21 protein-coding genes are annotated in these 25,140 nt (G+C 53.6%); 16 read left to right on the top strand and 5 right to left on the bottom strand.

Annotated features, from left to right (window positions below; all coding sequences use genetic code 11):
* The first annotated feature begins 16 nt into the window (after window positions 1-16).
* From ACNQ6O_RS08305 to murB, 9 genes are all read left to right on the top strand, one after another.
* Window positions 17-2,509 carry a DNA internalization-related competence protein ComEC/Rec2 gene (locus ACNQ6O_RS08305; RefSeq protein ID WP_418052766.1) on the top strand — a complete coding sequence of 831 codons (2,493 nt, stop codon included), beginning with the start codon at window positions 17-19 and terminating at the stop codon, window positions 2,507-2,509.
* Between the two features lie 72 nt (window positions 2,510-2,581).
* Complete coding sequence (locus ACNQ6O_RS08300; protein WP_418052765.1) at window positions 2,582-3,208, top strand: MotA/TolQ/ExbB proton channel family protein; 627 nt, start codon at window positions 2,582-2,584, stop codon at window positions 3,206-3,208.
* Window positions 3,209-3,213: 5 nt separating this feature from the next.
* Window positions 3,214-3,639 carry an ExbD/TolR family protein gene (locus ACNQ6O_RS08295; protein ID WP_418052764.1) on the top strand — a complete coding sequence of 142 codons (426 nt, stop codon included), beginning with the start codon at window positions 3,214-3,216 and terminating at the stop codon, window positions 3,637-3,639.
* On the top strand, window positions 3,636-5,408 hold the full coding sequence (gene msbA / locus ACNQ6O_RS08290; RefSeq protein WP_418052763.1) for a lipid A export permease/ATP-binding protein MsbA: 1,773 nt from the start codon (window positions 3,636-3,638) through the stop codon (window positions 5,406-5,408). Before ACNQ6O_RS08295 ends, msbA begins: the two co-directional genes overlap by 4 nt.
* The gene (gene lpxK / locus ACNQ6O_RS08285; protein WP_418052762.1) at window positions 5,405-6,463 is read left to right on the top strand and encodes a tetraacyldisaccharide 4'-kinase; all 1,059 of its coding nucleotides are present in this window, start codon (window positions 5,405-5,407) and stop codon (window positions 6,461-6,463) included. Before msbA ends, lpxK begins: the two co-directional genes overlap by 4 nt.
* Window positions 6,456-6,644, top strand: a complete 189-nt coding sequence (locus ACNQ6O_RS08280) for a Trm112 family protein (RefSeq protein WP_114333532.1) — start codon at window positions 6,456-6,458, stop codon at window positions 6,642-6,644. The genes lpxK and ACNQ6O_RS08280 overlap by 8 nt, the downstream gene beginning before the upstream one ends.
* A 25-nt stretch (window positions 6,645-6,669) precedes the next feature.
* The gene (gene kdsB / locus ACNQ6O_RS08275) at window positions 6,670-7,455 is read left to right on the top strand and encodes a 3-deoxy-manno-octulosonate cytidylyltransferase (RefSeq protein WP_418052761.1); all 786 of its coding nucleotides are present in this window, start codon (window positions 6,670-6,672) and stop codon (window positions 7,453-7,455) included.
* Complete coding sequence (locus ACNQ6O_RS08270) at window positions 7,448-7,927, top strand: low molecular weight protein-tyrosine-phosphatase (RefSeq protein WP_418052760.1); 480 nt, start codon at window positions 7,448-7,450, stop codon at window positions 7,925-7,927. Before kdsB ends, ACNQ6O_RS08270 begins: the two co-directional genes overlap by 8 nt.
* Window positions 7,924-8,955, top strand: a complete 1,032-nt coding sequence (gene murB / locus ACNQ6O_RS08265) for a UDP-N-acetylmuramate dehydrogenase (RefSeq protein WP_418052759.1) — start codon at window positions 7,924-7,926, stop codon at window positions 8,953-8,955. The genes ACNQ6O_RS08270 and murB overlap by 4 nt, the downstream gene beginning before the upstream one ends.
* 55 nt (window positions 8,956-9,010) lie before the next feature.
* Here murB and ACNQ6O_RS08260 read toward each other — a convergent pair whose 3' ends face one another.
* Window positions 9,011-10,744 (bottom strand): proline--tRNA ligase, encoded by a 1,734-nt coding sequence (locus ACNQ6O_RS08260; RefSeq protein WP_418052758.1) that lies wholly within the window; start codon window positions 10,742-10,744, stop codon window positions 9,011-9,013.
* Window positions 10,745-10,868: 124 nt separating this feature from the next.
* Between ACNQ6O_RS08260 and ACNQ6O_RS08255 the strand changes: the two genes are divergently transcribed.
* Window positions 10,869-11,492 (top strand): TetR/AcrR family transcriptional regulator, encoded by a 624-nt coding sequence (locus tag ACNQ6O_RS08255; RefSeq protein WP_418052757.1) that lies wholly within the window; start codon window positions 10,869-10,871, stop codon window positions 11,490-11,492.
* On the opposite strand, the gene ACNQ6O_RS08250 is transcribed toward ACNQ6O_RS08255, so the two are convergent.
* Window positions 11,480-11,977, bottom strand: coding sequence for an Lrp/AsnC family transcriptional regulator (locus ACNQ6O_RS08250; RefSeq protein ID WP_418052756.1), 498 nt, complete (start codon window positions 11,975-11,977; stop codon window positions 11,480-11,482). The two genes, ACNQ6O_RS08255 and ACNQ6O_RS08250, sit on opposite strands and share 13 nt — an antisense overlap.
* Window positions 11,978-12,114: 137 nt before the next feature.
* On the opposite strand from ACNQ6O_RS08250, the gene leuA reads away from it, so the two are divergent.
* On the top strand, window positions 12,115-13,809 hold the full coding sequence (gene leuA / locus ACNQ6O_RS08245; RefSeq protein ID WP_418052755.1) for a 2-isopropylmalate synthase: 1,695 nt from the start codon (window positions 12,115-12,117) through the stop codon (window positions 13,807-13,809).
* 104 nt (window positions 13,810-13,913) lie between these two features.
* On the opposite strand, the gene ACNQ6O_RS08240 is transcribed toward leuA, so the two are convergent.
* The 3 genes from ACNQ6O_RS08240 to xseA form a co-directional block, all read right to left on the bottom strand.
* The gene (locus tag ACNQ6O_RS08240) at window positions 13,914-14,123 is read right to left on the bottom strand and encodes a cold-shock protein (RefSeq protein ID WP_114333539.1); all 210 of its coding nucleotides are present in this window, start codon (window positions 14,121-14,123) and stop codon (window positions 13,914-13,916) included.
* Between the two features lie 307 nt (window positions 14,124-14,430).
* The gene (locus ACNQ6O_RS08235) at window positions 14,431-16,305 is read right to left on the bottom strand and encodes a propionyl-CoA synthetase (RefSeq protein WP_418052754.1); all 1,875 of its coding nucleotides are present in this window, start codon (window positions 16,303-16,305) and stop codon (window positions 14,431-14,433) included.
* A 116-nt stretch (window positions 16,306-16,421) separates the two neighbouring features.
* Window positions 16,422-17,771, bottom strand: coding sequence for an exodeoxyribonuclease VII large subunit (xseA, locus tag ACNQ6O_RS08230; RefSeq protein ID WP_418052753.1), 1,350 nt, complete (start codon window positions 17,769-17,771; stop codon window positions 16,422-16,424).
* 214 nt (window positions 17,772-17,985) lie between these two features.
* On the opposite strand from xseA, the gene guaB reads away from it, so the two are divergent.
* The 5 genes from guaB to galE all read left to right on the top strand — a co-directional run bounded on the left by guaB (window position 17,986) and on the right by galE (window position 25,129).
* The gene (gene guaB, locus ACNQ6O_RS08225; protein ID WP_418052752.1) at window positions 17,986-19,449 is read left to right on the top strand and encodes an IMP dehydrogenase; all 1,464 of its coding nucleotides are present in this window, start codon (window positions 17,986-17,988) and stop codon (window positions 19,447-19,449) included.
* 65 nt (window positions 19,450-19,514) lie between these two features.
* Window positions 19,515-21,092, top strand: a complete 1,578-nt coding sequence (guaA, locus tag ACNQ6O_RS08220) for a glutamine-hydrolyzing GMP synthase (protein ID WP_418052751.1) — start codon at window positions 19,515-19,517, stop codon at window positions 21,090-21,092.
* Between the two features lie 149 nt (window positions 21,093-21,241).
* Window positions 21,242-23,428: an EAL domain-containing protein gene (locus ACNQ6O_RS08215; protein ID WP_418052750.1), complete on the top strand. Its 2,187-nt coding sequence runs from the start codon at window positions 21,242-21,244 to the stop codon at window positions 23,426-23,428.
* Between the two features lie 192 nt (window positions 23,429-23,620).
* On the top strand, window positions 23,621-24,124 hold the full coding sequence (gene tadA, locus ACNQ6O_RS08210) for a tRNA adenosine(34) deaminase TadA (RefSeq protein WP_418052749.1): 504 nt from the start codon (window positions 23,621-23,623) through the stop codon (window positions 24,122-24,124).
* Window positions 24,125-24,130: 6 nt separating this feature from the next.
* Window positions 24,131-25,129: a UDP-glucose 4-epimerase GalE gene (galE, locus tag ACNQ6O_RS08205; protein ID WP_418052748.1), complete on the top strand. Its 999-nt coding sequence runs from the start codon at window positions 24,131-24,133 to the stop codon at window positions 25,127-25,129.
* The last annotated feature ends 11 nt before the right edge of the window (window positions 25,130-25,140 follow it).

The following is a 25,140-nucleotide window of genomic DNA, read 5'->3' as shown; positions in this document are numbered from 1 at the left end:
TGTTCTCTCGGTATGGATGGTAACCGGCGCATGGGGAGCGTCGATTTTGATCGGAGGACAAGGATTGTCCAGAAACACCCAGTTCAGCACTAAAGCTGAAAGATCTCTACTTAGCCCTATGGGCCTGTTCGCATTTAGTTGCGGCGTTATCTTACTGTATCGGTTCTCGGTATTGCCACCTTATCCGTGGCTGTTTTTATCCCTAATTGTACTACCGCTGCTTTTGCTTGCGAAAGCCTCCCGCTTTCGTGCCGTTTTTCTTTGGTTGATTTGGGCGTTTGTCGGGCTGGGATGGGCTGCCTGGAATGCAGACTCGCGCATACAGCAACGGCTTCCGTCAGTGGAAGAGGGGGTTTCGTTGATCGTGTCCGGGTATGTTTGTGATCTGCCGCAACCCGGAAGCTTTAACAGTCTTCGTTTTAGCTTTTGCGTGGACAGCTGGCCAAGCGCGCTCGATTCCGTGGAAAACGGCGAGCTCCCCGATAAGATTCGGCTTGCCTGGTACGGTTCGGGCGATAAGGTGCTGCCTTTACGGCCAATAACGCTTCAGGTGGTACTCAAACGGCCACATGGAAACCTCAATGACGAAGGTTTTCGCTACGAGGATTGGCTGTTCAGGCAGGGTGTGCGTGCAACGGGTAGTGTGCGGAGCGTGGAAGGGTTGCCTGAATCGGCCTGTGGCTTGGCGTGCTCCTATCGCGCTTGGCATCGGGAAACGGCCTCAGCGGTTGAACGTTATTTTGGAGCGGCAAAGCACTATTCTTTAGTGGCCTCCTTACTGATTGGGAATCGAGCTCACCTTTCTGCAGAGCAGTGGCAAACGCTAAAGGCGACCGGCACCATTCATTTGGTCGCTATTTCCGGGTTGCATTTAGGGTTAGTGGCATTGGTCGCGGGGCTGATCAGCCGGCGCCTCTTATTGTTAGTAGCTGTGGGGCGCGTTTCGGAAAACTATATCCGCAATACGGTTTATGGAGTGGTGTTGCTCGCTTGCCTGTTGTATGCCTTGTTGGCCGGAATGACCGTACCTACACGTCGCGCGCTGGTGATGGTGGTTGTTGGCGGGTGGCTTCTTGTTAAAGCTCGAGAGGTGAGTCCTTGGCGGCCTTTTGTTGTTGCATTGGCGAGCGTGCTGCTGCTTGATCCTTTCGCGCCGCTCGATCAGGGGTTCTGGCTTTCTTTTTTGGCTGTGGCTCTGCTCATTTTGGTGTTCTCAAGCCGTTTAGGGAAGCTGGGTTGGCTGGCAGGTTTGATGCTCGCCCAGTGCGCGGTGTTTGCCGGTCTTTGGCCTGTTCTCCATGCATTTGACCAAGTACAGCCCGTAGCGGGAGTGTTGGCCAATCTGGTCGCGATTCCTTGGGTGTCGTTCGTGGTGATGCCGGTGTTGTTTGTTGGAACGTTGTTGGTCGTAGTGAGTGGTGGCTCGTTGGCCGGTTATGTGATCGATGGCTTTGATGCGGTGCTCGGGGTCTTATGGTACCTGCTTAAAGGGGTGGAGGTTATACCGGTATACCCGCTGCCAAATGCATCGCAACCTGTGTTGGTCGTTCTGGCCGTGGTGACCTTGCTGGCGTTGCGCTTTCCGGACTGGCGGTTTCGCGTCCTCAGCGCAGTGGCTGTCGTGGGGTGGTTAGGCTCCGGTTGGTTGAGTAATGCAAAGCCGGTTAATCCCTCAGTGGCGGTACCCGAGGTTCGTATCTGGGATGTCGGGCAGGGTTTGTCAGTATTGGTGCGCACCGGGAGCCAAGTCTTGTTGTATGACACGGGGCCGGAAGTCACAGGTGTGTACTCTGCGGTAGAGTCGGTGTTGCTGCCAAATCTTAAGGCGCTTGGCGTGAACCATGTTGACCATCTTGTGGTGAGTCACGGCGATAGTGATCACTCGGGCGGGCTATCTGTTTTGCTGGATGAGTTATCCATAGGGATGATCTCAACCGGAGAGCCAGAGGTGGTGCGACAGAAATTGGATCGCCATCCAGCTGCGGTGATTCAGGGCTGCCCACGATTGCCTCGGGTGATGGGAGAGTTTGAGCTGAGTTTCTGGCGCAGCCGCGCGGAGCCATCCGGAAACGATGCCTCCTGTGTCCTGCGTGTATTTCATCCCGAGACCGGGGTGGATGTGGTCCTCACCGGCGACATCAGTCGCAAGGTGGAAGCGGAAATGCTAGCTGATCCCGGGTTGGATTGGTTGCCGGCGTTTTCGGGGCGCCGCATTGTGGTGGCTCCGCATCATGGTAGTAAAACGTCATCTTCGATGCGGTGGGTCTCGGCTGCGGAGCCGAATTGGGTGATTTACACCGCCGGGTATCGGCATCGTTATGGGCACCCGCACCGGGATGTTGTGGATCGATATCAACAGGTTGGTGCGGTGCCCTTGAGTACGGCGTGTTCAGGACAGCTATCGGTTAGCTTTGAGCCGGATAACCCGAAGATCGTTGAAGCAAAGCGACAGGGGCCGTTCTGGATTGCTGGTCCGGGCCTGACCCGTGATCAATGTAAAATGCCGTGACATTGCAGGTGTGGCCTGTACCGGCAGCTATGCTAAAGTAGCGCGGCTTGTCATTAATCAGGGAGATCAAGCGTGTTTGAGCTGTTGAAAGCTGGTGGCATCCTGATGGTGCCTATTGTTGCCTGTTCCATTTTAGCGCTTGCGATTATTTTGGAGCGTTTCTGGTCGTTGCGTGCTTCCCGTGTGGCGCCGACCCAATCGCTTAACGAGCTTTGGCGCTGGATCAAAAAGAAAGAGCTGAACGGTCGAAAGTTAAAAGCGCTACAGGGCTCATCCCCTATGGGCCGAGTACTTGCGAGCGGTCTTATGAATGCAAAGCATGGTCGCGAGATCATGAAAGAAAGCATAGAACATGAGGCCAGTCAGGTCATTCACGAACTGGAACGTTTTCTCAATCCGCTCGGGACCATTGCAACTATCACACCGTTGCTCGGCCTCTTGGGCACGGTCATTGGTATGATCAAGGTGTTTGCCGAAATCCAGTTGGCGGGAGTTGGCAACGCCGGCAACCTGGCAGGTGGTATCTCGGAAGCGCTGATTACCACTGCGTCTGGTTTGAGTGTGGCCATTCCCGCGTTGATCTGTCACCGATATTTTATTCGCCGGGTAGATGAATTAGTGGTCAACATGGAGCAAGAAGCCATTAAGTTGGTTGAAGTGGTTCATGGTGATCGCGAAATCGACGTGGAAGGAGCCTGAACACCGTGAAGTTCAAGCGCCAGAGAAGCCAGGAGGTCGGGGTAGACCTGACGCCACTGATCGACGTGGTGTTCCTGTTGCTGATTTTCTTTATGGTCTCCACGACGTTCACTCGAGAAAGTCATCTTGAGGTCGAGCTGCCTGAGGCGAGTGGCGACCCTGCACAGCCCGCAGAGCTGCGTCAGATCGACGTAGTCATTAATGCCGAGGGCCAATACATCCTGAACGATAAGACGCTGGTCAATAATCGTCGGGAAACCCTCGAGCGTGGTGTCAGTGAGTTGGCCGAAGGGGATAACAGCTTGCCGTTTGTCATTACTGCAGATGCCCGGACCCCTCATGAATTCGTGGTTCGTGCAATGGATGTGGCGGGCCGGTTGGGGTTTGCCAAACTAAGCATCACCACCGAGCGGGAGGCTGAGTCCCAGTGAGTAGCTCAATCCCCGAGCCCCTTAAAACGCCGCCCACGGGCAGCTGGACAACCTACAAGCGCCTGCTGACTTATGTGAAGCCCTTCTGGTTGGCTTTTTCATTAGCCGTTGTGGGTAACGTGCTTTACGCCGCAGCGTCCACGGGCATGGCGGCTGCCATGGAGTACGTCATCACCGCGATCGAGAACCCGACTTCGCAGAATCGTGTGATGTTGACCGCCTTGATTGTTGGGGTGTTTGCGCTGCGAGGATTGGGCACTTTCTTCAGTCAGTATTTCATAAGCTATGTTGGGCGTAATGTGATTAACGCGCTGCGCAACGATGTGTTTGATCGAATGATGACGCTGCCGTCTCGTTATTTTGACGAAAATGCCGCTGGCCGGTTGGTGTCGAAATTAACGTTCAACGTCGAGCAAGTGGCCGAAGCTGCTACCAACGCGATCACCATCACCCTGCGAGAAGGCCTGACCATCGTCGGCTTACTTGGTTTCATGATCTACACCAATTGGAAGCTCACATTGGTGTTCCTGACTGTTGGGCCTGTTATTGGCTTTGTTGTCAGCTACGCCAGCAAGCGGTTTCGTAAGATCAGTAAGCGAATCCAGGGCTCTATGGGCGATATCACCCATGTGGCGACGGAATCGATTTCCGGGTATCGCGTGGTTCGTACCTTCGGTGGTGCCGACTACGAGAGGGACCGCTTTCGACAGGTCAGTGCACGCAACCTGAAACAAAGTTTGAAAATGGCCTCGACTCAGGCCATCAGTGTGCCGGTGATTCAGGTGTTGGTTGCCATTGCGATCGCAGCGCTGGTCTGGACCATGCTGGCCCCGGAAATCCGCGGTGAAATGACCACCGGGCAGCTGATAGCGTTCATTACGGCGGCTACCACCATGGCGAAGCCGATTCGTCAGGTGACTTCCATTCATTCCAAGATCCAAAAGGGTGTTGCTGCGGCCTACGATGTGTTCGAAACCATGGACGAGCAGCCGGAAAAAGATGGCGGCACCCATGCGCCCGAACGTGTTGAGGGGCATATTGAGTTTGATCAGGTGTCGTTTCGCTATCGCGACCAGTTGGATAACGTACTGGACGAGATTTCGATCGATTTGCCAGCGGGCCAAAGTGTTGCGCTGGTCGGCCGTTCAGGCAGTGGTAAATCCACTCTGGTAAGCCTGCTGCCACGCTTTTACGACTTTACCGGTGGTGATATCCGGGTTGATGGGCATTCGCTGATGGAGTTCTCTCTGGAAGCACTCCGTGCCCAGATAGCCTTGGTTACTCAGAACGTGGTGTTGTTCAACGACACGATTGCCGCAAACATCGCCTATGGCGCGTTGCGGGACTGTAGCCGGGAAGAGATTCGCGAAGCCGCTGCCAAGGCGCACGCGCTTGAGTTTATTGACCGCATGCCCGAAGGCTTGGATACCATGATCGGTGATAATGGTGTGATGCTTTCTGGCGGTCAAAGGCAGCGATTGGCGATTGCCAGAGCTCTGCTTAAGAACGCGCCCATTTTGATACTGGATGAAGCGACATCAGCGCTGGATACCGAATCAGAGCGGCATATCCAGAAGGCTCTTGAGACGGTTATGCAGGGGCGGACCACTCTGGTGATTGCCCACCGGCTTTCGACCATCGAGAAGGCCGATCGTATTCTGGTGATGGATAATGGTCGAATCATCGAGTCGGGAACCCACAGCGAACTGCTGGCGGCTCGGGGAGCCTACGCGCAACTGCATCAGGTTCAGTTCAGTGAGCATTCATGAGCAATGTGATTGACCGTTTATGGTATGGCCAGACTCGGCCCTTGGGTGTGTTGGCGCCGCTAGCTTGGCTTTACCGCACCATATCTGAATCCAAACGCCGAAAGGCGTGGCAGGCTCAAGCCGAGAGTTTGCCGGTACCTGTGGTTGTGGTAGGTAACATAACCGTAGGCGGCACTGGTAAATCGCCGTTAACGGCTCGGCTGGTGGATTGTATGCGCCAGCAGGGATGGCGGCCCGTCATCCTGAGTCGGGGCTATGGCGGTAAGAGTGATAATTATCCGCTGCTGGTGAAAGAGGGTACACCCGCCGGTGTTTGTGGCGATGAGCCGCTCATGCTATCGCTGGCCACGGGTTGCCCGGTCGTGGTTGACCCTCAGCGTCTCCGGGGCGCTCGTTGGGCGCTGGAGCAAGATCTGGGTAACGTTCTGATCTGCGATGACGGCCTTCAGCACTACCGTTTACCTCGCGATATCGAATTGGCCGTGTTTGATGCTCAAAGAGGCATCGGAAACGGGGCCATTCTACCGGTGGGCCCGTTAAGAGAGCCCATTGATCGCCTTAACTCGGTTGATTTCGTGATACTGAATGGGGGTGAGTTCCCGTCGGCCGGCCAGAGTATCGATGAGTTCGCCGGTGCCGAACACGCGAATATCCATGCCATGGCGTTGCAGCCTGCCTCCCTCGTCAACATTAATTCGGGTGAAATCAGAGCCCCGGAAGCCCTTAACGGAAAACCCGTGCGTGGGGTTGCCGGTATTGGTAACCCGGGCCGTTTCTTTGACACCCTGAGGAACTTACGGGCACATGTGCAGGAAGTGGCTTTTCCGGATCACCATCGATTCCGGCCGGAAGATCTGGCCTCTGGCGCGGGTGAATGGCTGGTGATGACGGCCAAAGATGCTGTGAAGTGCCGCGGTTTTGCACCGGATAACGCCTGGGTGTTGACTGTCGATGCCTGCTTGTCTGAACCTTTTGAACAACGCTTTCTGGAACGGCTCAACACATGCTCTGAGCAGTTGCAGTCTAAAATGACCGAGAGAAAAAAACATGGATAAGAAACTTCTGTCTATGCTGGCTTGCCCAGTGTGCAAGGGTGAGCTGAAACTGAACGACGATCGCACGGAGCTCGTGTGTTATCAGGACGCCATGGCTTTTCCGATTCGGGAGGGTATTCCCGTTATGATCGCGGTTGAAGCCCGTACCCTGAGCACAGACGAGCGTCTGGACAAGCACTGAGTTAACCGTAAGCAGGATTGTCTGTATGTCTTTTACTGTCGTGATTCCCGCCCGCTATGCGTCCAGCCGATTGCCGGGCAAACCGTTGGCGATGATTGCTGGCAAGCCTATGATCCAGCACGTGCATGAGCGTGCTCAGGAAAGCCGGGCAGGTCGTGTTGTGGTTGCGACTGACGATGCACGCATCGACGAAGCGTGCCGGGCGTTTGGGGCTGAAGTGGTTATGACCTCACCGAATCACGCCAGTGGTACTGACCGGCTCGAAGAAGTTGCGCGAAAGCTCGAGCTCGAACCGGAGCACCGGGTCGTGAATGTTCAAGGTGATGAGCCATTGTTGCCGCCGGCTTTGATTAATCAGGTAGCCGACAATCTGGAGCGGTATCCCGAAGTGGCGATATCGACTTTATGCGAGCGCATTCATGACGCTCATCAGGTGTTGAACCCAAACGTGGTTAAAGTGGTGTTTGATGCTCGTGGCATTGCCCATTATTTTAGCCGGGCACCGATTCCCTGGGCTCGCGATACATGGCCTCAAAATGCCGCGTCTGCAGAGATCGATCTGCCGGATGGAATCGGGTACTTCCGCCACATTGGAATCTACGGTTACCGGGCCAGTGTGTTGAGTGATTTTGTCAGCTGGGCGCCTGCGCCAACCGAGCAAGTAGAAGCTTTGGAGCAGCTACGGGCGCTGTATAACGGAGCCAGTATTCATGTGGATGTTGCAGAGCGGCCTCCTGCGCCTGGTGTGGATACGGAAGAAGATCTAGTGCGAATCAGAAAGTTGATGGAAGTCGGAGGACGTCATGTCTGAATCCGTTCGGGTGCTTTTTGTCTGTTTGGGAAATATTTGTCGTTCGCCCAGTGCGGAAGGGGTATTTCGTCAGCTCGTAACAGAGCAGGGTATGGCTGATAGGGTGTTTATCGACTCTTGCGGCACCGCGGACTGGCACACCGGAAAATCTCCGGACACTCGGTCCGTCGAGGCGGCAGGGCGCCGAGGAATTGATCTCTCTGATCTCAAAGCGCGGCAGATCACGTCAAATGACCTCGATACCTTCGATTATGTGCTGGTAATGGACCGCTCAAACCTAGCGGATGTGCTGGATATCTGGCGTCAGAACGGTGGCACGGAACCGGGGCTGTTTCTTGAGTTCGGCCGCTCTAGTGAAGTTGAAGTGCCGGATCCGTATTACGGCGGTGATCAGGGCTTTGAACAGGTTCTCGATCTGATCCAGGAAGCCAGTGAAGGGTTGCTTGAAGAAATTCGGGGGCGGCTGGCTTGAGCTACGGGCTGCACATCCGCGAACAGGTTGATTTAAAAGACCTGAACACGATGGCGATAGCCGTCAAAGCCAAACAGTTTGCGGATATAGCGAGTGCTGACCAGCTGGTGCGGGCTCTCGACATTGCTGGTGAGCGGCAGTTGGAAACGTTGGTACTGGGCGGTGGTAGCAATCTCGTCTTTGCCGGTGACTTTGACGGGCTCGTCCTGCACATAGCGATACGTGGCAGACGCTGGGAAAAGATAGAAGGTGATTCGGCAGTGCTGGCGTTATCTGCAGGGGAAAACTGGCACGATGCGGTGCTTTACGCAGCTCGCTCCGGTTATCGCGGAATTGAAAATCTCGCGTTAATTCCCGGAACGGCGGGGGCTGCGCCGGTTCAGAACATTGGCGCCTACGGCGTGGAGCTGTGCGATACCCTTGAGAGCGTGACCGCGTTGGATTGTGTTTCCCGGAAGGTGGTTGCGTTGAGCGCTGAAGAGTGTCAGTTCGCCTATCGCGACAGTTTTTTCAAGCGCAATCCAGGGCGTTATATCATTCTGGAGATTCGCCTGCGCTTGTCTCGTTCAGCTCCCCTTAAGCTCGGTTATCGTGACCTTCAGGATTATCTGGGAGATACCGGCAACATAGAGCTTACGCCTCTGGAAGTGGCTGAGGCGGTCATGGCAGTACGCCGAAGAAAATTGCCCGATCCTGATACCCTACCCAATACAGGAAGCTTTTTTAAGAACCCGGTTATCGATCAAGCACAGTTCGAGCGTTTGCATAAGTGCTTCCCAGACGTGGTGTTTTACCCACTTGCCGATGGCGTGAAGTTGGCTGCGGCTTGGTTGATTGATCAGGCCGGCTGGAAAGGCTTTCGCAACGCCCGAGTGGGCATCCATAATCGACAGGCACTGGTACTGATCAACCACTCGCATGGCAATGGCGCGGATGTTTTGGCGTTAGCCGAGGAGGTGCGAGAGTCGGTGCAGAAAAAATTCGGGGTAGGGCTGGAAGTAGAGCCGGGTATCGTTGGGGCTCGCTAAACGGCCGTAGAACATTCCGGGCAGCCACTCGGGACTGCCCGGAACCGTTTGCTTCTTACAGGCCGGCTTTTGGCGAGGCCTTCATCAGCACAGGCAGTGCGTTTTCTACCGCAATATCCTGTTTATCTTCATCGCGGCGACCCTTGTACTCCAGAGTGCCGGCATTCAGCCCGCGCTCGGAGATAACGAAGCGGTGCGGGATACCCATCAGCTCCATATCCGCGAACTTTACACCCGGGCGCATGTTGCGATCATCCAGCAGAACGTCATAGCCCGCTTCGCGAAGTTCGTTGTAAAGTTTTTCACCGGCTTCGGCAACAGCCGGCGCTTTGTGCCCGTTCAGCAGCACAATCGCAACCTGGAACGGCGCAATCGCGTCGGGCCAGATGATGCCTTTGTCGTCATGGTTTTGCTCAATGGATGAGGCCACGATGCGGGAAACGCCAATGCCGTAGCAGCCCATTTCCATGACAACCGATTTGCCGTTTTCGTCCAGTACCGTGGCGTTCAGGGCCGAGCTGTATTTGTTGCCCAGCTTGAAGATGTGCCCAACTTCGATGCCGCGACGAATCTCCAGCGTGCCGTTGCCGTCCGGGCTTGGGTCGCCTTCAACAACGTTCCGGAGATCTTCAACGCGGCCAACCGCAACATCGCGCTCCCAGTTGACGCCGGTCAGGTGGTAGTCGTCTTTGTTCGCGCCGCACACGAAGTCAGCCAGATGAGCCGCACTGCGATCAACGATGGTCGGGATCGGCAAGTTGACTGGGCCAATGGAACCGGCTTTGCAGCCAATGGCCTTCTCGATCTCTTCGTCGGTTGCCATGGTCAGTGGTTCGGCCACGCCTTGCAGGTTTTCGGCTTTGATTTCGTTTAGGGTGTGGTCGCCACGCAGAATGAGAGCAACCAGACCGGACTCGCCATTCTCGTCAGCTTCGGCTTTCACGATCAGCGTTTTTACGCTGCGCTCAGCCGGCAGGCCCAAAAATTCAGAGACGGCATCAATCGTCTTCTGATCCGGCGTGTGCACTTCTTTCATGTCTTCGGTGGCCGCAGGACGATCACCAGCCGGGGCCACCGCTTCTGCTTTCTCGATGTTGGCGGCGTAGTCACCGCCGGTGCTGAAGACGATGGCATCTTCACCGGAGGAAGCAAGTACATGGAATTCGTGAGAGCTGCTGCCGCCGATGGAGCCTGAGTCCGCCTGCACCGGGCGATAATCCAGCCCCAAACGGTCAAAGATATTGCAGTAGGTCCGATGCATGAGCTGGTAGGTGTCGTCGAGCGATGCTGCATTAATGTGGAAGGAGTAAGCGTCCTTCATGATGAATTCGCGGGCACGCATCACGCCAAAGCGCGGGCGGCGCTCGTCGCGGAACTTGGTTTGAATCTGATAGAAGTTGGCAGGCAATTCTTTGTAGCTTTTCAGCTCATTGCGAACCAGATCGGTAATGACTTCTTCGTGAGTAGGGCCAACGCAAAAATCACGGCCGTGTCGGTCGTGGAGGCGCAGCAATTCGCCGCCGTATTGTTCCCAGCGGCCGGACTCTTGCCACAGCTCAGCCGGTTGGACTGCGGGCATCAGGACTTCCTGGGCTCCACTTTTGTCCATTTCTTCACGTACAATTCGTTCTACTTTACGCAAAGTTCGCAAACCCAGTGGCAGCCAGGAGTATAGGCCAGCGGCCAATTTACGGATCATACCTGCGCGTAACATCAGCTGATGGCTGATAATTTCCGCGTCAGCAGGGGTCTCTTTTTGAGTGGCAATCAGATAACGGCTAGCTCGCATCGTGTCTTCCGCTTCATTGAAAAGTGGGGATTGGACTATTTGGCAGTGGTACTGGCCCGAAACTGCCTTTCATTGTCTTAAAGTGAGCGTTATTGTACGGAGCCTGCCCCATAAGGTACAGATGATGACAGACGAATCTATAAATGTAACACCGCGCCGTAAACCGGTGCAGGCGCGCAGTCGGGAGCGTGTCGATAGTATTCTCCGCCATGCGGCCGAGATCTTTCACGAGAACGGCGTGGATGGTACCAGCATGTCGGCCATCGCCCGGCAGTCTGGCATGTCTTTGGCTTCGCTATATCGCTATTTTCCGAACAAAGCAGCCATTGTTCACGCCCTCGCCGAGGGGCATGTCGAGAAAATGGAAAGCGCGTTGCGGGAACGATTGCTGGAAGTCAGTTTGTCCGAAGCGGTTGATGTGTTGATCGACTTGTTTTACGAATTTTATCGGACAGAACCAGCTTATACGGCAATCTGGAGTGGCGTCGAATCAATGCCGGAATTGCGAGACTTGGATTTGCGCGAACTCTACAGCAACGCCCGGGATTTTGACGCACGTCTCAAGCAGGAATGTCCAAGCATACCTGAAGAGCGGCGTTGGACTGCAAGCCTGTTGTTGCCTCGGTCCGCTGGCTCAATTCTCAGACTGGCAGCTACCTTGCCGGAGTCTCAGGGAGCATTGCTGGTAACCGAGCTTAAATGTATGGCGCGAGCCTACTTGATGGAGTTGATTCGTCAGGATAAGTAACCCAGGGGTAGGGCGGTGCTGTCGATGACTCTTCGTAAAACAAAGCTTGAGTGAACACCGCTGACCCCGGGAATGCGGGTGATGCGGTTTAGCAAGAACTGGTGGTAATGGTCCATATCCGGCACCACAACCTTCAGCATGTAATCTGCGCTTTGTCCGGTAATCAGGTAGCACTCCTGCACTTCGGGGTAGTTCGCAATCTGTTCTTCGAAATCCGCGAATCGCTCCGGGGTGTGACGATCCATGCCGATCAGTATCACCGCTGTCAGGGCTAACCCCAGTTTCTTGTGGTCAAGAATCGTGGCGGTTCTGACAATAATGCCCGCTTCTTCCAGAGACCGTACTCGCCGCAGGCAGGGTGAGGGCGATAAGCCGACCTTTTCGGCGAGCTGCTGATTGGTCAGCGAGCCATCTCTCTGCAATTGTTCCAGAATTTTCCGGTCAGTTTTGTCTATTTTAACTAACGCTTTGTCATTGTTGAGCACAATATTTCACCAATTGTCTTGAGTTGGCAATAGTTTGCCCTAAAGGTAGCGGTTTGAGCTAAAGTTCGCAATCGTATGGCGCATTAAACCGGTTAAACTGGCGTTATCTCTTCGATCAGTGAAAGGAATTATCAGACATGGCTTTTGATCATCGGAAATACGCACCCTTCAAGCCCGTTGCCAAGAAAGATCGACGCTGGCCGGATCGGGTGATTGAAACGGCGCCAACATGGTGTGCAGTAGATCTCCGGGATGGCAACCAGTCACTGATCAAGCCGATGTCTGTAGCGCAAAAACAGCGATTGTTTGATTTGTTGGTGAAGCTGGGGTTCAAGGAAATTGAAATTGGCTTCCCTGCCGCTAGTCAGCCGGATTTCGATTTTTGCCGGAAGCTTATTGAAGAGAATCGTATTCCGGACGATGTCACCATCCAGGTACTTACGCAGGCCCGTGCTGAATTAATTGAGCGTACCTACGAGGCGCTTGATGGTGCAAAGAAAGCGATTGTGCATGTCTACAACTCGACCTCTACGGTGCAGCGTGAGCAAGTCTTCGGGCTTGATCGTGAGGGTATTTGCGATATTGCCCGGAATGGTGCAACTCTGGTGAAAGATATTGCGAGCCGTTATCCGGACACTGAGTGGACGTTCCAGTATTCCCCAGAGAGCTTCACCGGTACCGAATTGGACTTCGCAGCGGATGTTATTGATGCCGTCACGGGTGTTTGGCGGCCAGATCAGGGTCAGCCTGTGATTATTAATTTGCCTGCAACCGTGGAAATGTCGACGCCGAACGTTTTTGCGGATCAGGTGGAATGGATTTGTGAAAAGATCCAATACCGGGATTCTTTGAGTATCAGCGTTCACACCCATAACGATCGCGGGTGTGGTGTGGCGGCGGCCGAATTGGCTGTCATGGCCGGAGCTGATCGAGTTGAAGGCACCTTGATGGGTAACGGTGAGCGCACGGGCAATATGGATTTGGTCACAATGGCCATGAACTTGTACTCTCAAGGTGTTGATCCTGAATTGGATTTATCCGGCATGGCTGAAATCACCGAGGTGGTGGAAGCCTGCACAGAGATCTCGACTCATCCTCGTCATCCGTATGCCGGGGAGTTGGTCTTTACCGCGTTTTCCGGTAGCCACCAGGACGCGATCCGCAAGTGTCTGGCACGTCGAAAGGATGGGGATGTTTGGAATGTTGCCTACTTGCCGATCGATCCCTCGGATCTTGGTCGACGCTATGAAGAAGTGGTGCGAATTAACAGCCAATCTGGCAAGGGTGGCGTAGCGTACGTGCTCGAACGGGATTACGACATCAGCCTGCCTCGTTGGCTGCAGATCGAGTTCAGTAAGGTGGTGCAATCGGAAGCCGAAACCAACGGTGGTGAGATCGACTCACACACCATTCACCATCTCTTTGAAGAGCGGTACCTGAAGGTGGCACGGGATTGGGCATTGCGATCCTATAACTTGCACCGTGATGACGAAGGTGTCAGAGCTGACGTTGTGGTGGGGCCGGATGAAACACCCGTCACCTTGGAAGGTCGCGGTTTAGGTGCTGTTGAGGCTGTGTCGGATGCGCTGACCCGCCGTTTCGGCGTCACCATTGCAGTAGAAGCCTACGATGAATTCGCTTTGGGAGAGGGGACCAAGGCTAATGCTTTGGCGTGTATTCGGCTGAATGCTAACGGTAAGATCTGCAGTGCTGCTGCGTTGGCGGAAGATACGACGTCGGCTACCTTGCAGGCCTTGTTCTCGGCCGTTGCACAGGAAGTTGGGGTGCAGATGCCGGATGTGGCTGGAAGCTCGGAGCCTGTTTCAGCTTAGTGTTATTCCCGTTAGCTTGAATCGAAACCAAAACAGCCGGCACGAATGCCGGCTGTTTTGTTCCGTCTGCCCGTGAGGGGCATCAGGCAATCAACATAAGCCCTTTATAGCGGCGTTACGTTCTCTGCCTGCGGGCCTTTCGGGCCCTGAGTAACGGTGAACTGCACCTGCTGGCCTTCAGCCAGAGTGCGGAAGCCACCTGAGTTGATTGCACTGTAGTGAACGAAAACGTCACTGCCGCCTTCCTGCTCAATAAAGCCAAAGCCTTTAGCTTCGTTAAACCATTTGACCTGGCCAGTTTTTGTATCAGACATTGATCTTTCCTGTACTTACTAAAAGGTTTGCCCTCACGGGACCATGCTTGCTGAATAATTCGGGGCGTTCTGATGAAAGGGGCAACGAAAAGCCGGGGCAGGACGTTGGAGCACATTCGCCAAATACCGCTGCAGAATCACACAGCAATTTCAGTATAGACCGCCTTCGCGGCTCGTCAATTTTTTTATGCTCCCGTTTTTTCATTTTTTTTACAGAAAAAACAGTCGCTTGTAATTTGAAGGCGAGTGAGGGCCAGCCCCGGAACGAGGCGGCCCGAAATCATTGTTGTAAAGGCGTGCTTGCAGGTCAGCGCCCGAGTGCTTCGCTGATTTCTTCGAGAATGGCCGGGTCGTCGATGGTGCTTGGAACGCTGTACTCTTCGTGATCGGCGATCTGACGGATTATGCGTCGAAGAATCTTGCCGGACCGAGTTTTTGGTAGGCGCTCAACCACGATTGCCCGCCGGAAACAGGCAATAGCGCCGATTTTTTCCCGCACCATCTCGATCAGCTCTTCTTCAAGTTCGTCCGGGTCGATGGTTGCGCCATCCTTGATGAGGACCAATCCAATAGGTAGCTGACCTTTCAGATCGTCGTGCGCTCCCACAACGCAACATTCCGCGATAGCGGGGTGAGAGGCGACCACTTCTTCCATTTCGCCGGTCGAAAGTCGGTGGCCGGCCACGTTAATGACGTCATCGGTTCTGCCCATGATGAATACGTAGCCGTCGTCATCGACGTATCCGCCATCTCCCGAGCTATAGAAGCCTGGTATCGGTCGCAGATAACTACTCAGAAAGCGCTCGTCGTCGCCCCAGACCGTCATCAGGCAACCGGGTGGTAACGGCAGCTTGACGGCGATCTGACCTTGTTCGCCAGTTGGAACGGGTGAGCCGTCCATATTCACGACCTGCACATCAAACCCCGGTGACGGTACCGTGGAAGAGCCGGGTTTGGTTGTCATCATCTCGATTCCGGCTGGGTTACAACAAATGGCCCAGCCGGTTTCCGTCTGCCACCAGTGGTCAAGAATCGGAAGGTTGGTGTTCTCCTTCAGCCATTCATAGGTGGGTGGGTCCAAGCGTTCACCGGCCAGATAAATTCGCTTTAGCGAAGAGATATCGTAACGGCTGAGTTGAGTGGCCTCAGGGTCTTCCTTGCGAATGGCGCGGAAAGCGGTGGGGGCTGTGAACAGGATGTCGACCTTATGGTCTTGAATTACACGCCAGAAGGCACCAGCGTCGGGAGTTTTGATGGGTTTGCCTTCATACAGCACGGTGGTGCAGCCGGCGAACAGCGGGCCGTAAACAATGTAGCTGTGGCCAACCACCCAACCGACATCCGAGGCTGCCCAGTAAACGTCGCCGGGTTTCGCGTTATAAACCAGCCCCATGCTGTACTTGAGTGCAACGGCGTGGCCGCCATTGTCTCTGACCACCCCTTTGGGCTTGCCAGTGGTGCCGGAGGTGTAAAGGATGTAAAGCGGATCGGTTGCCTTGACAGGTACGGGGTCTGCGGGTTTGGCGTTTGCGCAGAGATCGTTCCAGTCCCGGTCGCGGTCGGCCTGCATGGACGCTTTTGCTTGAGGGCGTTGGTAAACCACGCAAACGTGCGGTTTGTGGCCCGATTGTTCGATGGCTTTGTCGACCAGTGGTTTGTATTCGATAACCGTGTTGATTTCGATCCCGCAAGAGGCGGTGATCAGCGCTTTGGGCGTGGCGTCATCGATTCGCACGGCCAGTTCGTGGGCGGCGAAGCCACCAAATACCACTGAATGGACGGCACCAAGGCGAGCGCAAGCCAGCATGGCAATGGCGGCTTGCGGGATCATAGGCATATAAATAATAACCCGATCGCCTTTTTGTATGCCTTGATTTTGAAGTGCGCCCGCAAACAGAGCGACTTCGTCTCTTAGTTGGTTGTAAGTGAACGTTTGTTGGGTGTTGGTGACTGGTGAGTCGTAAATAAGAGCCGCCTGATCGCCGCGGCCGGCCCTTATATTGGCGTCCAGTGCAACGTCGCTGGTATTCAGGGTGCCGTCAGGGAACCATTCACCGTGACCGTTTTCGAGTGGCTGCCAGATGGTGTTGGGCGCCGAACTCCAGTCAATGCTCTGCGCTTGTTCGCGCCAGAATTCATCACGCTGATCAATAGAACGGCGAAATGCGGAGTTGTAGCTCATATGCTCCACCTCAGTTGAGTGGTTTTTATTTTGTGTTTGGTTCCGTCAACTGTAGGAGTTTTAGAGAGCTGAGCTAGTAGACAATAGGCGTAGTGAGTGGGGGTTGAGGGATTGATTTACTGTGGTTCTACATCAATAACGGTCGCGGAAATATGCCCTTGGCCAAGCTGTGCTTGAATGGTTTGGCCTTTTGATAGCTGACTGGCGTCTCGCACTATGTCGCCTGCCTCATTTTTAACGATCGCGTAGCCGCGGCCGAGCGTGGCGAGGGGGCTAACAACATTGAGGGTCTGCGCCTGAAGTTGAAGCTTGTCCTGCTGCTTTCTGAGGTTGTGTTGAATGGCGGCTTGCATACGCTCATTCAGTCTTGCTAATTGTTCTGAGGTGCTGGTGATCAGTTTTCGGGGAGACTGGGTTTCCAGTCTCAGGGCAAAGTGGCTGGTCGCAAGTGACTGTTGTTCCAGCTTTTGTCGCATGGCTTTGTTCAGGCGCATGTCGAGTTCGTCCATGCGTTGCGCTTTATCCTGTAATTCCCGGCGCGGGTCTCGAAGTCGCGCGCTGAGATGTCCAAGCTGATTTTCCAGTCGCTTGAATAGGCGTTGGGCTGAGTGCCCGAGGCGAACCTGCTGGTCGTTCAAGCGGCGAAGCCAGTCTTGCTGGTCTGGAGAAATCTTCTCCGCGGCCGCTGAAGGGGTGGGAGCGCGCAAGTCTGCAACGAAGTCTGCGATGGTGACATCCACTTCGTGACCAACGGCGCTGACGGTAGGAATCGGGCAGTTAGCAATCGCTCGGGCGACCGCCTCCTCATTGAAACACCACAAGTCCTCCAGAGAGCCGCCGCCCCGACCGATGATCAAAACATCTGCCACGTTGTGCTGTTGCGCTCGCGCAATGGCGTTCACGATTTCGCTTGTGGCTGCCTTGCCCTGAACGGCGGTCGGGTAAAGAGTGACAGGAATCGCGGGGCAACGCCGGGCGAGCACGGTCAGGATGTCGTGAATCGCAGCGCCGGTGGGCGAGGTGACTACGCCAATGTGTCTGGGAGTGGCAGGAAGCGTCTTTTTGCGCGTTGGCTCGAACAAGCCTTCGGCCTGAAGCTTCGCTTTAAGTGCTTCGAACGCTTGCTGCAGAGCACCGAGGCCTGCGGGTTCCAGGTGCTCAACAATGATCTGAAAGTCGCCGCGGTTCTCGTACAGGGTGACCTTGCCCCGAATGCGTATCTGATCGCCTTCTCGGGGTAGGGTGCGAATGCGTTGGTTGGCACCTCGAAACATGGCGCACCGGATCTGGCAATTTTGATCTTTCAGTGAGAAATACCAGTGTCCTGATGACGGTCTGGATAGTCCCGAGATTTCACCTTCCACCCATGCCTGCATAAAGCTGGTTTCCAGCAGGCGGCGAACTTGGCGGTTGAGTTCGCTAACGCTCAGAGCGTGTGGTCGGGTGTCCGGATAAGCGAGGGTCAAAGTCGGGCTCCGTGGATTTTATACGCAATAGCCGAGAAGGTGACGGGTAAAAATAACGTAAATTCAGAAAGATGCAACCTGATGGTAAGAACCCCGTGGTTTACTGTGTTCTATCACCACTTTATAATAGATCGATTAAGGATTTTACTCTGTTACACCGCGATGGGTGTGGCTTAGGAACTCCCAACTTAGCATGATCAAAAGGCGGACCCAAATGCTGCGTATTGCCGAAGAAGCCCTCACGTTTGACGACGTTCTGCTTGTGCCCGGATATTCCGAAGTGCTTCCACACCAGGTTGACCTGAAAACTCAGTTGACCAAGGGAATCACTCTGAATATTCCGTTGATATCTGCCGCTATGGATACGGTCACCGACGCCGAGCTGGCGGTCGCGATGGCCCAGGAAGGCGGTATCGGTATCATGCACAAGAATATGACGGTGGAGCAGCAGGCCGCTGAAGTGCGCAGAGTTAAAAAGCACGAAAGTGGTGTGGTTAAAGATCCCATTACTGTGACGCCGGATACCACCGTTCGCGAGTTGGTTGATATCACCATGGCTAACAACATTTCCGGATTGCCGGTTGTTGATGGCGACGAATTGGTAGGTATCGTTACGGGTCGTGATATCCGTTTTGAAAGCCGGATGGAAACCCCGGTTCGAGATATTATGACCGGAAAAGAAAATTTGGTGACGGTCAAAGAAGGCGCCAACCTCGATGAGGTTAAAGAGCTGCTTCACAAGCACCGTATCGAGAAAATTCTGGTTGTTAACGACAGTTTCGAGCTGCGCGGTCTGATTACTGTTAAAGATATCCAGAAAGCCAAAGATTACCCGATGGCCTGTAAAGACGATCAAGGTCGTTTGCGGGTAGGTGCTGCTGTGGGTACCGGTGGTGACACGGAGGCACGTGTTCAAGCATTGGTCGAAGCCGGCGTTGATGTGATCGTAGTGGATACCGCACACGGCCATTCCAAGGGCGTGATTGAGCGTGTTCGTTGGGTTAAGGAAAGTTATCCGCAGGTGCAGGTGATTGGCGGTAACATCGCGACTTCAGACGCAGCCCTTGCGTTGGCCGACGCCGGCGCAGACGCGGTCAAAGTAGGTATTGGCCCCGGTTCGATCTGTACAACACGTATTGTGGCCGGCATCGGTGTACCTCAAATTTCAGCTGTATCGAACGTTGCTGAGGCTCTGAAGGACCGTGGTGTACCTGTAATCGCTGACGGCGGCGTCCGTTTCTCTGGCGATATTGCCAAAGCGGTTGCAGCGGGCGCTAACTGCGTCATGATCGGTAGCCTGTTGGCGGGTACTGATGAAGCTCCGGGCGAGATTGAATTGTTCCAGGGTCGTAGCTACAAAGCGTACCGCGGCATGGGCTCCCTTGGTGCCATGGGGCAGGGCTCCAGCGATCGTTATTTCCAGGATGCCAGTAAAGGTATTGAGAAGTTGGTACCAGAAGGAATTGAAGGCCGCGTTGCCTGCAAAGGCCCGATGCGCAACATTATTCATCAGTTGATTGGTGGCTTGCGTGCCTCTATGGGGTATACCGGCAGCGCGAACATCGACGAAATGCGTACCAAACCGGAATTTGTCCGTATTACCAATGCGGGTATGCGTGAGAGCCACGTTCATGACGTGACCATCACCAAAGAAGCACCAAACTACCGCGTCGGTTAATTATTGCTCGATCTGACACGGCCCGGTTTCCGGGCTGTGTTGTTTCTCTTCAGCCCGAGGACTCCATGGCTCAGAACATTCACGATCACCGTATCCTGATTCTCGATTTCGGTTCCCAGTACACTCAACTAATTGCTCGCCGCGTGCGGGAAATTGGCGTGTATTGCGAAGTTAAAGCCTTTGATATCACCGAAGATGAACTCAACGACTTCAACCCCAAAGGCATCATTCTCGCCGGTGGGCCTGAATCGGTTACCGAATTGGGCGGGCCACGTGCGCCTGAGAGCCTGTTCGGTAAAGGTATTCCAGTACTGGGTATTTGCTATGGCATGCAGACCATGGCAGAGCAACTGGGCGGCCGTGTAGCCAGCTCGGAGAAGCGCGAGTTCGGTTATGCGCAGGTTAAAGTGCGCGCCAAGGGGCCTTTGCTCAACGATATTACCGATCACCTGACGCCAGCGGGTGAATCCTTGCTGGATGTATGGATGAGTCATGGCGATAAGGTCGTGGCCATGCCTGAAGGGTTCGAGCTGCTGGCTTCGACCGAAAGCGCTCCAATTGCCGCTATGCAGGACTTGTCGCGCAACCTGTTCGGTGTGCAGTTCCACCCGGAGGTAACCCACACCTTGCAGGGCAAGCGGATTCTTGAGCACTTTGTTCTGAATATCTGTGAATGTGAAGCCTTGTGGACCCCTGCTAAAATCGTTGATGACGCCGTACGCCAGATTCGTGAGCAAGTGGGCACTGATAAAGTACTGCTTGGCCTGTCAGGTGGTGTGGATTCTTCGGTAACCGCGGCACTGTTGCACAAAGCCATCGGTGATCAGCTGACCTGTGTTTTCGTGGATAACGGTTTGCTCCGTCTGAACGAAGGCGATCAGGTTATGGATATGTTTGGCAGCAGCATGGGTGTGAAAGTCATCCGCGCTGATGCAGAAGATCTGTTCCTGTCGAAGCTAAAGGGTGTTAGTGATCCTGAGCAAAAGCGGAAAGTGATCGGCAACACTTTTATTGAAGTGTTCGATGAAGAGGCTGCCAAGATCAAAGATGTGAACTGGCTGGCCCAGGGCACAATCTACCCGGACGTGATTGAATCTGCCGCGTCGAAGACGGGTAAAGCGCACGTGATTAAGTCCCATCACAACGTGGGCGGTTTGCCAGAAACCATGAAGATGAAATTGGTTGAGCCACTGCGTGAGCTGTTTAAAGACGAAGTGCGGAGAATCGGGCTCGAGCTGGGCTTGCCCTACGACATGGTGTACCGCCATCCGTTCCCGGGGCCAGGTTTGGGTGTTCGTATTCTGGGTGAAGTGAAAAAAGAATACGCCGATATTCTGCGCCATGCCGATGCCATCTTCCTGGAAGAGCTGCATCGCGCTGACCTGTATCACAAGACCAGTCAGGCGTTTGCCGTCTTCCTGCCGGTGAAGTCTGTCGGTGTTGTAGGTGATGCTCGTCGCTACGAGTGGGTTGTGGCATTGCGTGCGGTTGAAACCATCGACTTCATGACCGCTCGTTGGGCGCATCTGCCGTATGATCTGTTGGAAACCGTTTCCAACCGGATCATCAATGAAATCAGTGGCATTTCACGGGTGACCTACGATGTGTCGTCCAAGCCACCTGCGACGATTGAGTGGGAATGATTTTGCCGCTGGCAATGCCGCTCGATTGCTACAGTTAAGTTTTGCTAAAGCCCACTTCGTTGTGGGCTTTTTTGTTTTCATTATTAGCGCAGAAAAAGATTGGTGATTTCTCCGGTTTTTCCTAAGCTTAGCTCAAGGGTTCGCATTCATTGCATGAAGAGGCTTGTGTCGAACCGCTGCATCCGTGGGGTGCTAAAAGGAAGCGGGACAGAAAAAACATTGAGCTCATGTATTTTTGTCAGGTGATCAAAGAAAAAGAGTGGGATATGGAAAATCATCACGCGGATACAAGGGAGTCTGTACGTCAACTGTTTGATACCGTAGACGCTATTTCTGTTCAAGGGTATGACCAAGAGAGAAGGGTTGTTTACTGGAATATAGGCAGTGAAAAGATATACGGCTACACCGCCGAGGAAGCGTTAGGTAAAAAACTGGAAGATTTGATTATCCCCGAATCTATGCGATCAAATGTTGTATCGTCGCATAAGAATTGGGTGAATAAAGGTATTGAAATACCCGCCTCTGAACTTACCTTGCGCAGCAAGAGCGGCCGAGATGTAAGCGTCTATTCAAGTCACGTCATGTTTTGTAATTCACGCGGTGAATATGAAATGTATTGCATTGACGTGGATATGGGTGACGTTAAAAAAGCGCAGTCTCAGGCTGTCTCGAAAGAAGAGTTGCTTAAAGGTGTATTTGAGTCTATCCCCGATTTGTTTTTTTTGTTGTCAGAAGATGGAAATATCATTGACTACCACGCTGGCGATAGTCGAAAGCTTTATGTTCAGCATGAGAACATAATCGGCAAAAATATGGCCGATTTTTTGCCTGAAGAAGTGTCGGCTAAATTCAACGCTTCCATAGCAAAAGCGATGGTCGATGGCGGAGTTCTTAGCTTCGAATATTATTTGGATCTTCCGATTGGCAAGGCTTATTTTGAAGCAAGGGTTAGCCACCTGCGCGGGCAGCAACAATTAATGGTTATCGTTCGAGATATCACAGAAGCGCATGAGACCGCTGAACTGATCCGAAAGCAGGCTTATTTTGACTCCTTAACTTCGATACCAAACCGTTTCTTGTCGCTTGATCGTTTGTCGCAAATGATTAAAGAGATGGATCGAAACGGCGAAAAAGGGGCTGTGGTATTTCTGGATGTTGACGACTTTAAAAAGGTAAATGATTCGTTAGGTCACGACGCAGGAGACAAAGTTCTCATTGAGGCGGCTAATAGGCTGAGCTCGACCGTACGGGAATCAGACACCGTTGGGCGTTTAGGGGGTGATGAGTTTATCGTGTTGCTGGGATCGTTAACCGAATGTTTTGATGCGGTTGATGTTGTCGAGAAGTTGCTCGACGTTTTTAGAGAGCCTTTTAATATCGATGGCAGAGAGTTGAACCTAACCACCAGTATTGGTGTTGCTGTTTTTCCCGACAATGGCGAAAGCGCTACCGATTTGCTGCGGAATGCAGACGCTGCAATGTATCAGTCAAAAGAGCTGGGGCGAAACACCTATTCGTTTTTCACAAAGCAAATGAACGCTATGATTTTGCGCCGCCTGGAGATCGAAGCGCAATTAATTGGCGCGTTAGAGCGTAACGAATTTGAGGTCTATTATCAGCCGAAGATTAATCTGAATGACCGGAGAATTGTGGGCGTTGAAGCTCTGCTTCGATGGCATAATCCTGTGATGGGGCAGGTCGCGCCTGACGAGTTTATACCCATTGCAGAGCACACAGGGTTGATTGTGCCAATTGGGAAATACGTGCTTGCCCATGCGTTGGATTTTTTGAGGGAGTGGGGGCAAACTCAGCGCCAAGAATACACCGTGGCGGTCAACCTTTCTCCGCGACAGTTTAGAGATCAGGGCTTTGTCGATTTCGTGAAAGAGTCGCTTAGAGCCTCCGGTGTCGCCCCTGATCGGTTGGAATTTGAAATTACCGAAGGTGTGTTGATGATCGGGCAATCCTGTGTCGATGAGGTTTTATCGACTTTGCACACCTTAGGTGTCAAGTTGTCAATGGATGACTTCGGAACCGGGTATTCATCTTTGAGCTATCTCCGGCAGTACGATTTTGATCTTCTGAAAATCGACCGCAGTTTCGTTAGTGGTATCACCACCAACAGAGAGGATCGTGACCTTGTGACGGCTACCATAGCCATGGCTCATAGTTTGAACTTGCATGTTGTTGCTGAGGGCGTGGAGACGGCCGAACAGCTTACGTTGTTGCAGGAGTTGGGGTGCGATATAGCGCAGGGTTATCATTTCAGCAAGCCAATCCCGGCGCTGGAGATGATGGGTTATAAGTTGGCGGAAAGGTCCATGGCGAAAAACTGAAATAATGCGTTGTCTTTTGTGCTGGTTGATTCTCGCCGCTTTTTCGCTGCGTAAGTTCTTATGCTTGCGCCACCTGCGCAGCGCTAACTAGGTCTGTTGGTTGGTTAAGATCCTGAACGGTGGTATTTTTGTCGTACTTCCTGATTGCTCGCTAGCTCGATTCTTTAAGTCCCTAAATAACGAACCTTGTTTATGTCAGATTTCCAAGCCAATGACGAATACTGGATGGCTCGTGCATTATCTCTGGCCGCACAAGCTGCTGAGATAGGTGAAGTGCCTGTGGGCGCCGTTGTTGTTCGTGATGGTCTGGAGTTGGGCGTAGGCTATAATGCGCCTATTACCGGGTGTGACCCGACGGCCCACGCCGAAGTGCGCGCCTTGCGCGATGCAGCAGCTCGGGCAGGGAACTATCGACTGAGTGGCGCTACGCTTTACGTCACTCTCGAGCCTTGTACCATGTGTGTCGGGGCGATCGTGCACAGTCGCATTAGCCGCATCGTCTATGGGGCGAACGAGCCTAAAGCTGGCGCGGTGGAGTCTGCGCGGCGCACGTTAGACGAGCCCTTTCTTAACTGGCAAGTTGAAACCGTTGGTGGGGTTTTGGCGGACGACTGCGGTCAGATTATCAGCAAATTTTTCAGCCGCCGACGGGACGAAATCCGCCGGCAGCGCAATCAATATTCAGGGAAGGAGTAATTCCACGTGAAAGTACTTGTGACCGGCGGTGCCGGCTATATCGGCAGCCACGTTGTTCGTCAGTTGGCCGAAGCAGGCCACGACATTGTGGTGTTTGACAACCTGTCGACAGGCTATCGCTGGGCGGTTACCGCCGGTGAGTTGGTGGTAGGTGATCTTGGCGATGAGGATGCCATCGAGCAGGTGTTTGCCGCTCACGATTTTGAAGCCGTTCTCCATTTTGCCGCGAATATCGTGGTGCCGGAGTCCGTCAGCAATCCTCTGAAGTACTACGGCAATAATACTCGCAATACCCTGAATCTTCTCAAGGCTATTGAGCGCCATAATATTCCATACATGGTGTTCTCTTCCACAGCCGCTGTTTACGGAATGCCCGAGCAGACGGTGTTAACGGAAGACCTACCTTTGGCCCCCATTAATCCTTACGGCGCTTCGAAAATGATGAGCGAGCGTATGATTATGGATCTGGCGGCGGCCTCAAGTCTCAATTACGTGGTGCTGCGTTATTTCAATGTGGCAGGTGCGAACCCTGACGGGCTGCTGGGGCAGGCAACGCCCGAAGCCACTCATTTGATTAAGGTGGCAAGTGAGTGCGTGACCGGACAGCGCGAGGGAATGAGTGTTTTCGGTACCGACTATGAAACCCGCGATGGTACCTGTGTTCGGGACTACATTCATGTTGAAGATCTGGCGAAAGCCCACGTGATGGCGCTGGATTATATGGCTCGCGGTGGCGAGTCCCAGGTACTCAACTGCGGCTATGGCCGTGGGTTTACCGTCAACGAAGTGATTGATGTGGTTAAAGAAGAGTCCGGCGTCGACTTTTCGGTTGAGAAAACCGGCCGTAGAGCCGGGGACCCCGCTGCATTGATGGCGGACAACGCCCGAATCAAACAGGTTTTGGGGTGGCAGCCTGATTACGATGACCTTGATATCATCGTCCGTACAGCGCTGGCTTGGGAAAAGATCTGGCTTCAGAAAAAAAGTTGCGAAGTAACGGTTTAATTCATTGTTTT

Origin of the sequence: Marinobacter sp. SBS5 (assembly GCF_048285575.1) — a bacterium.
Lineage (GTDB): Bacteria > Pseudomonadota > Gammaproteobacteria > Pseudomonadales > Oleiphilaceae > Marinobacter.
The sequence above is the reverse complement of the archived record's forward strand: the minus strand, read 5'-3'. Positions and strand labels throughout refer to the sequence as shown.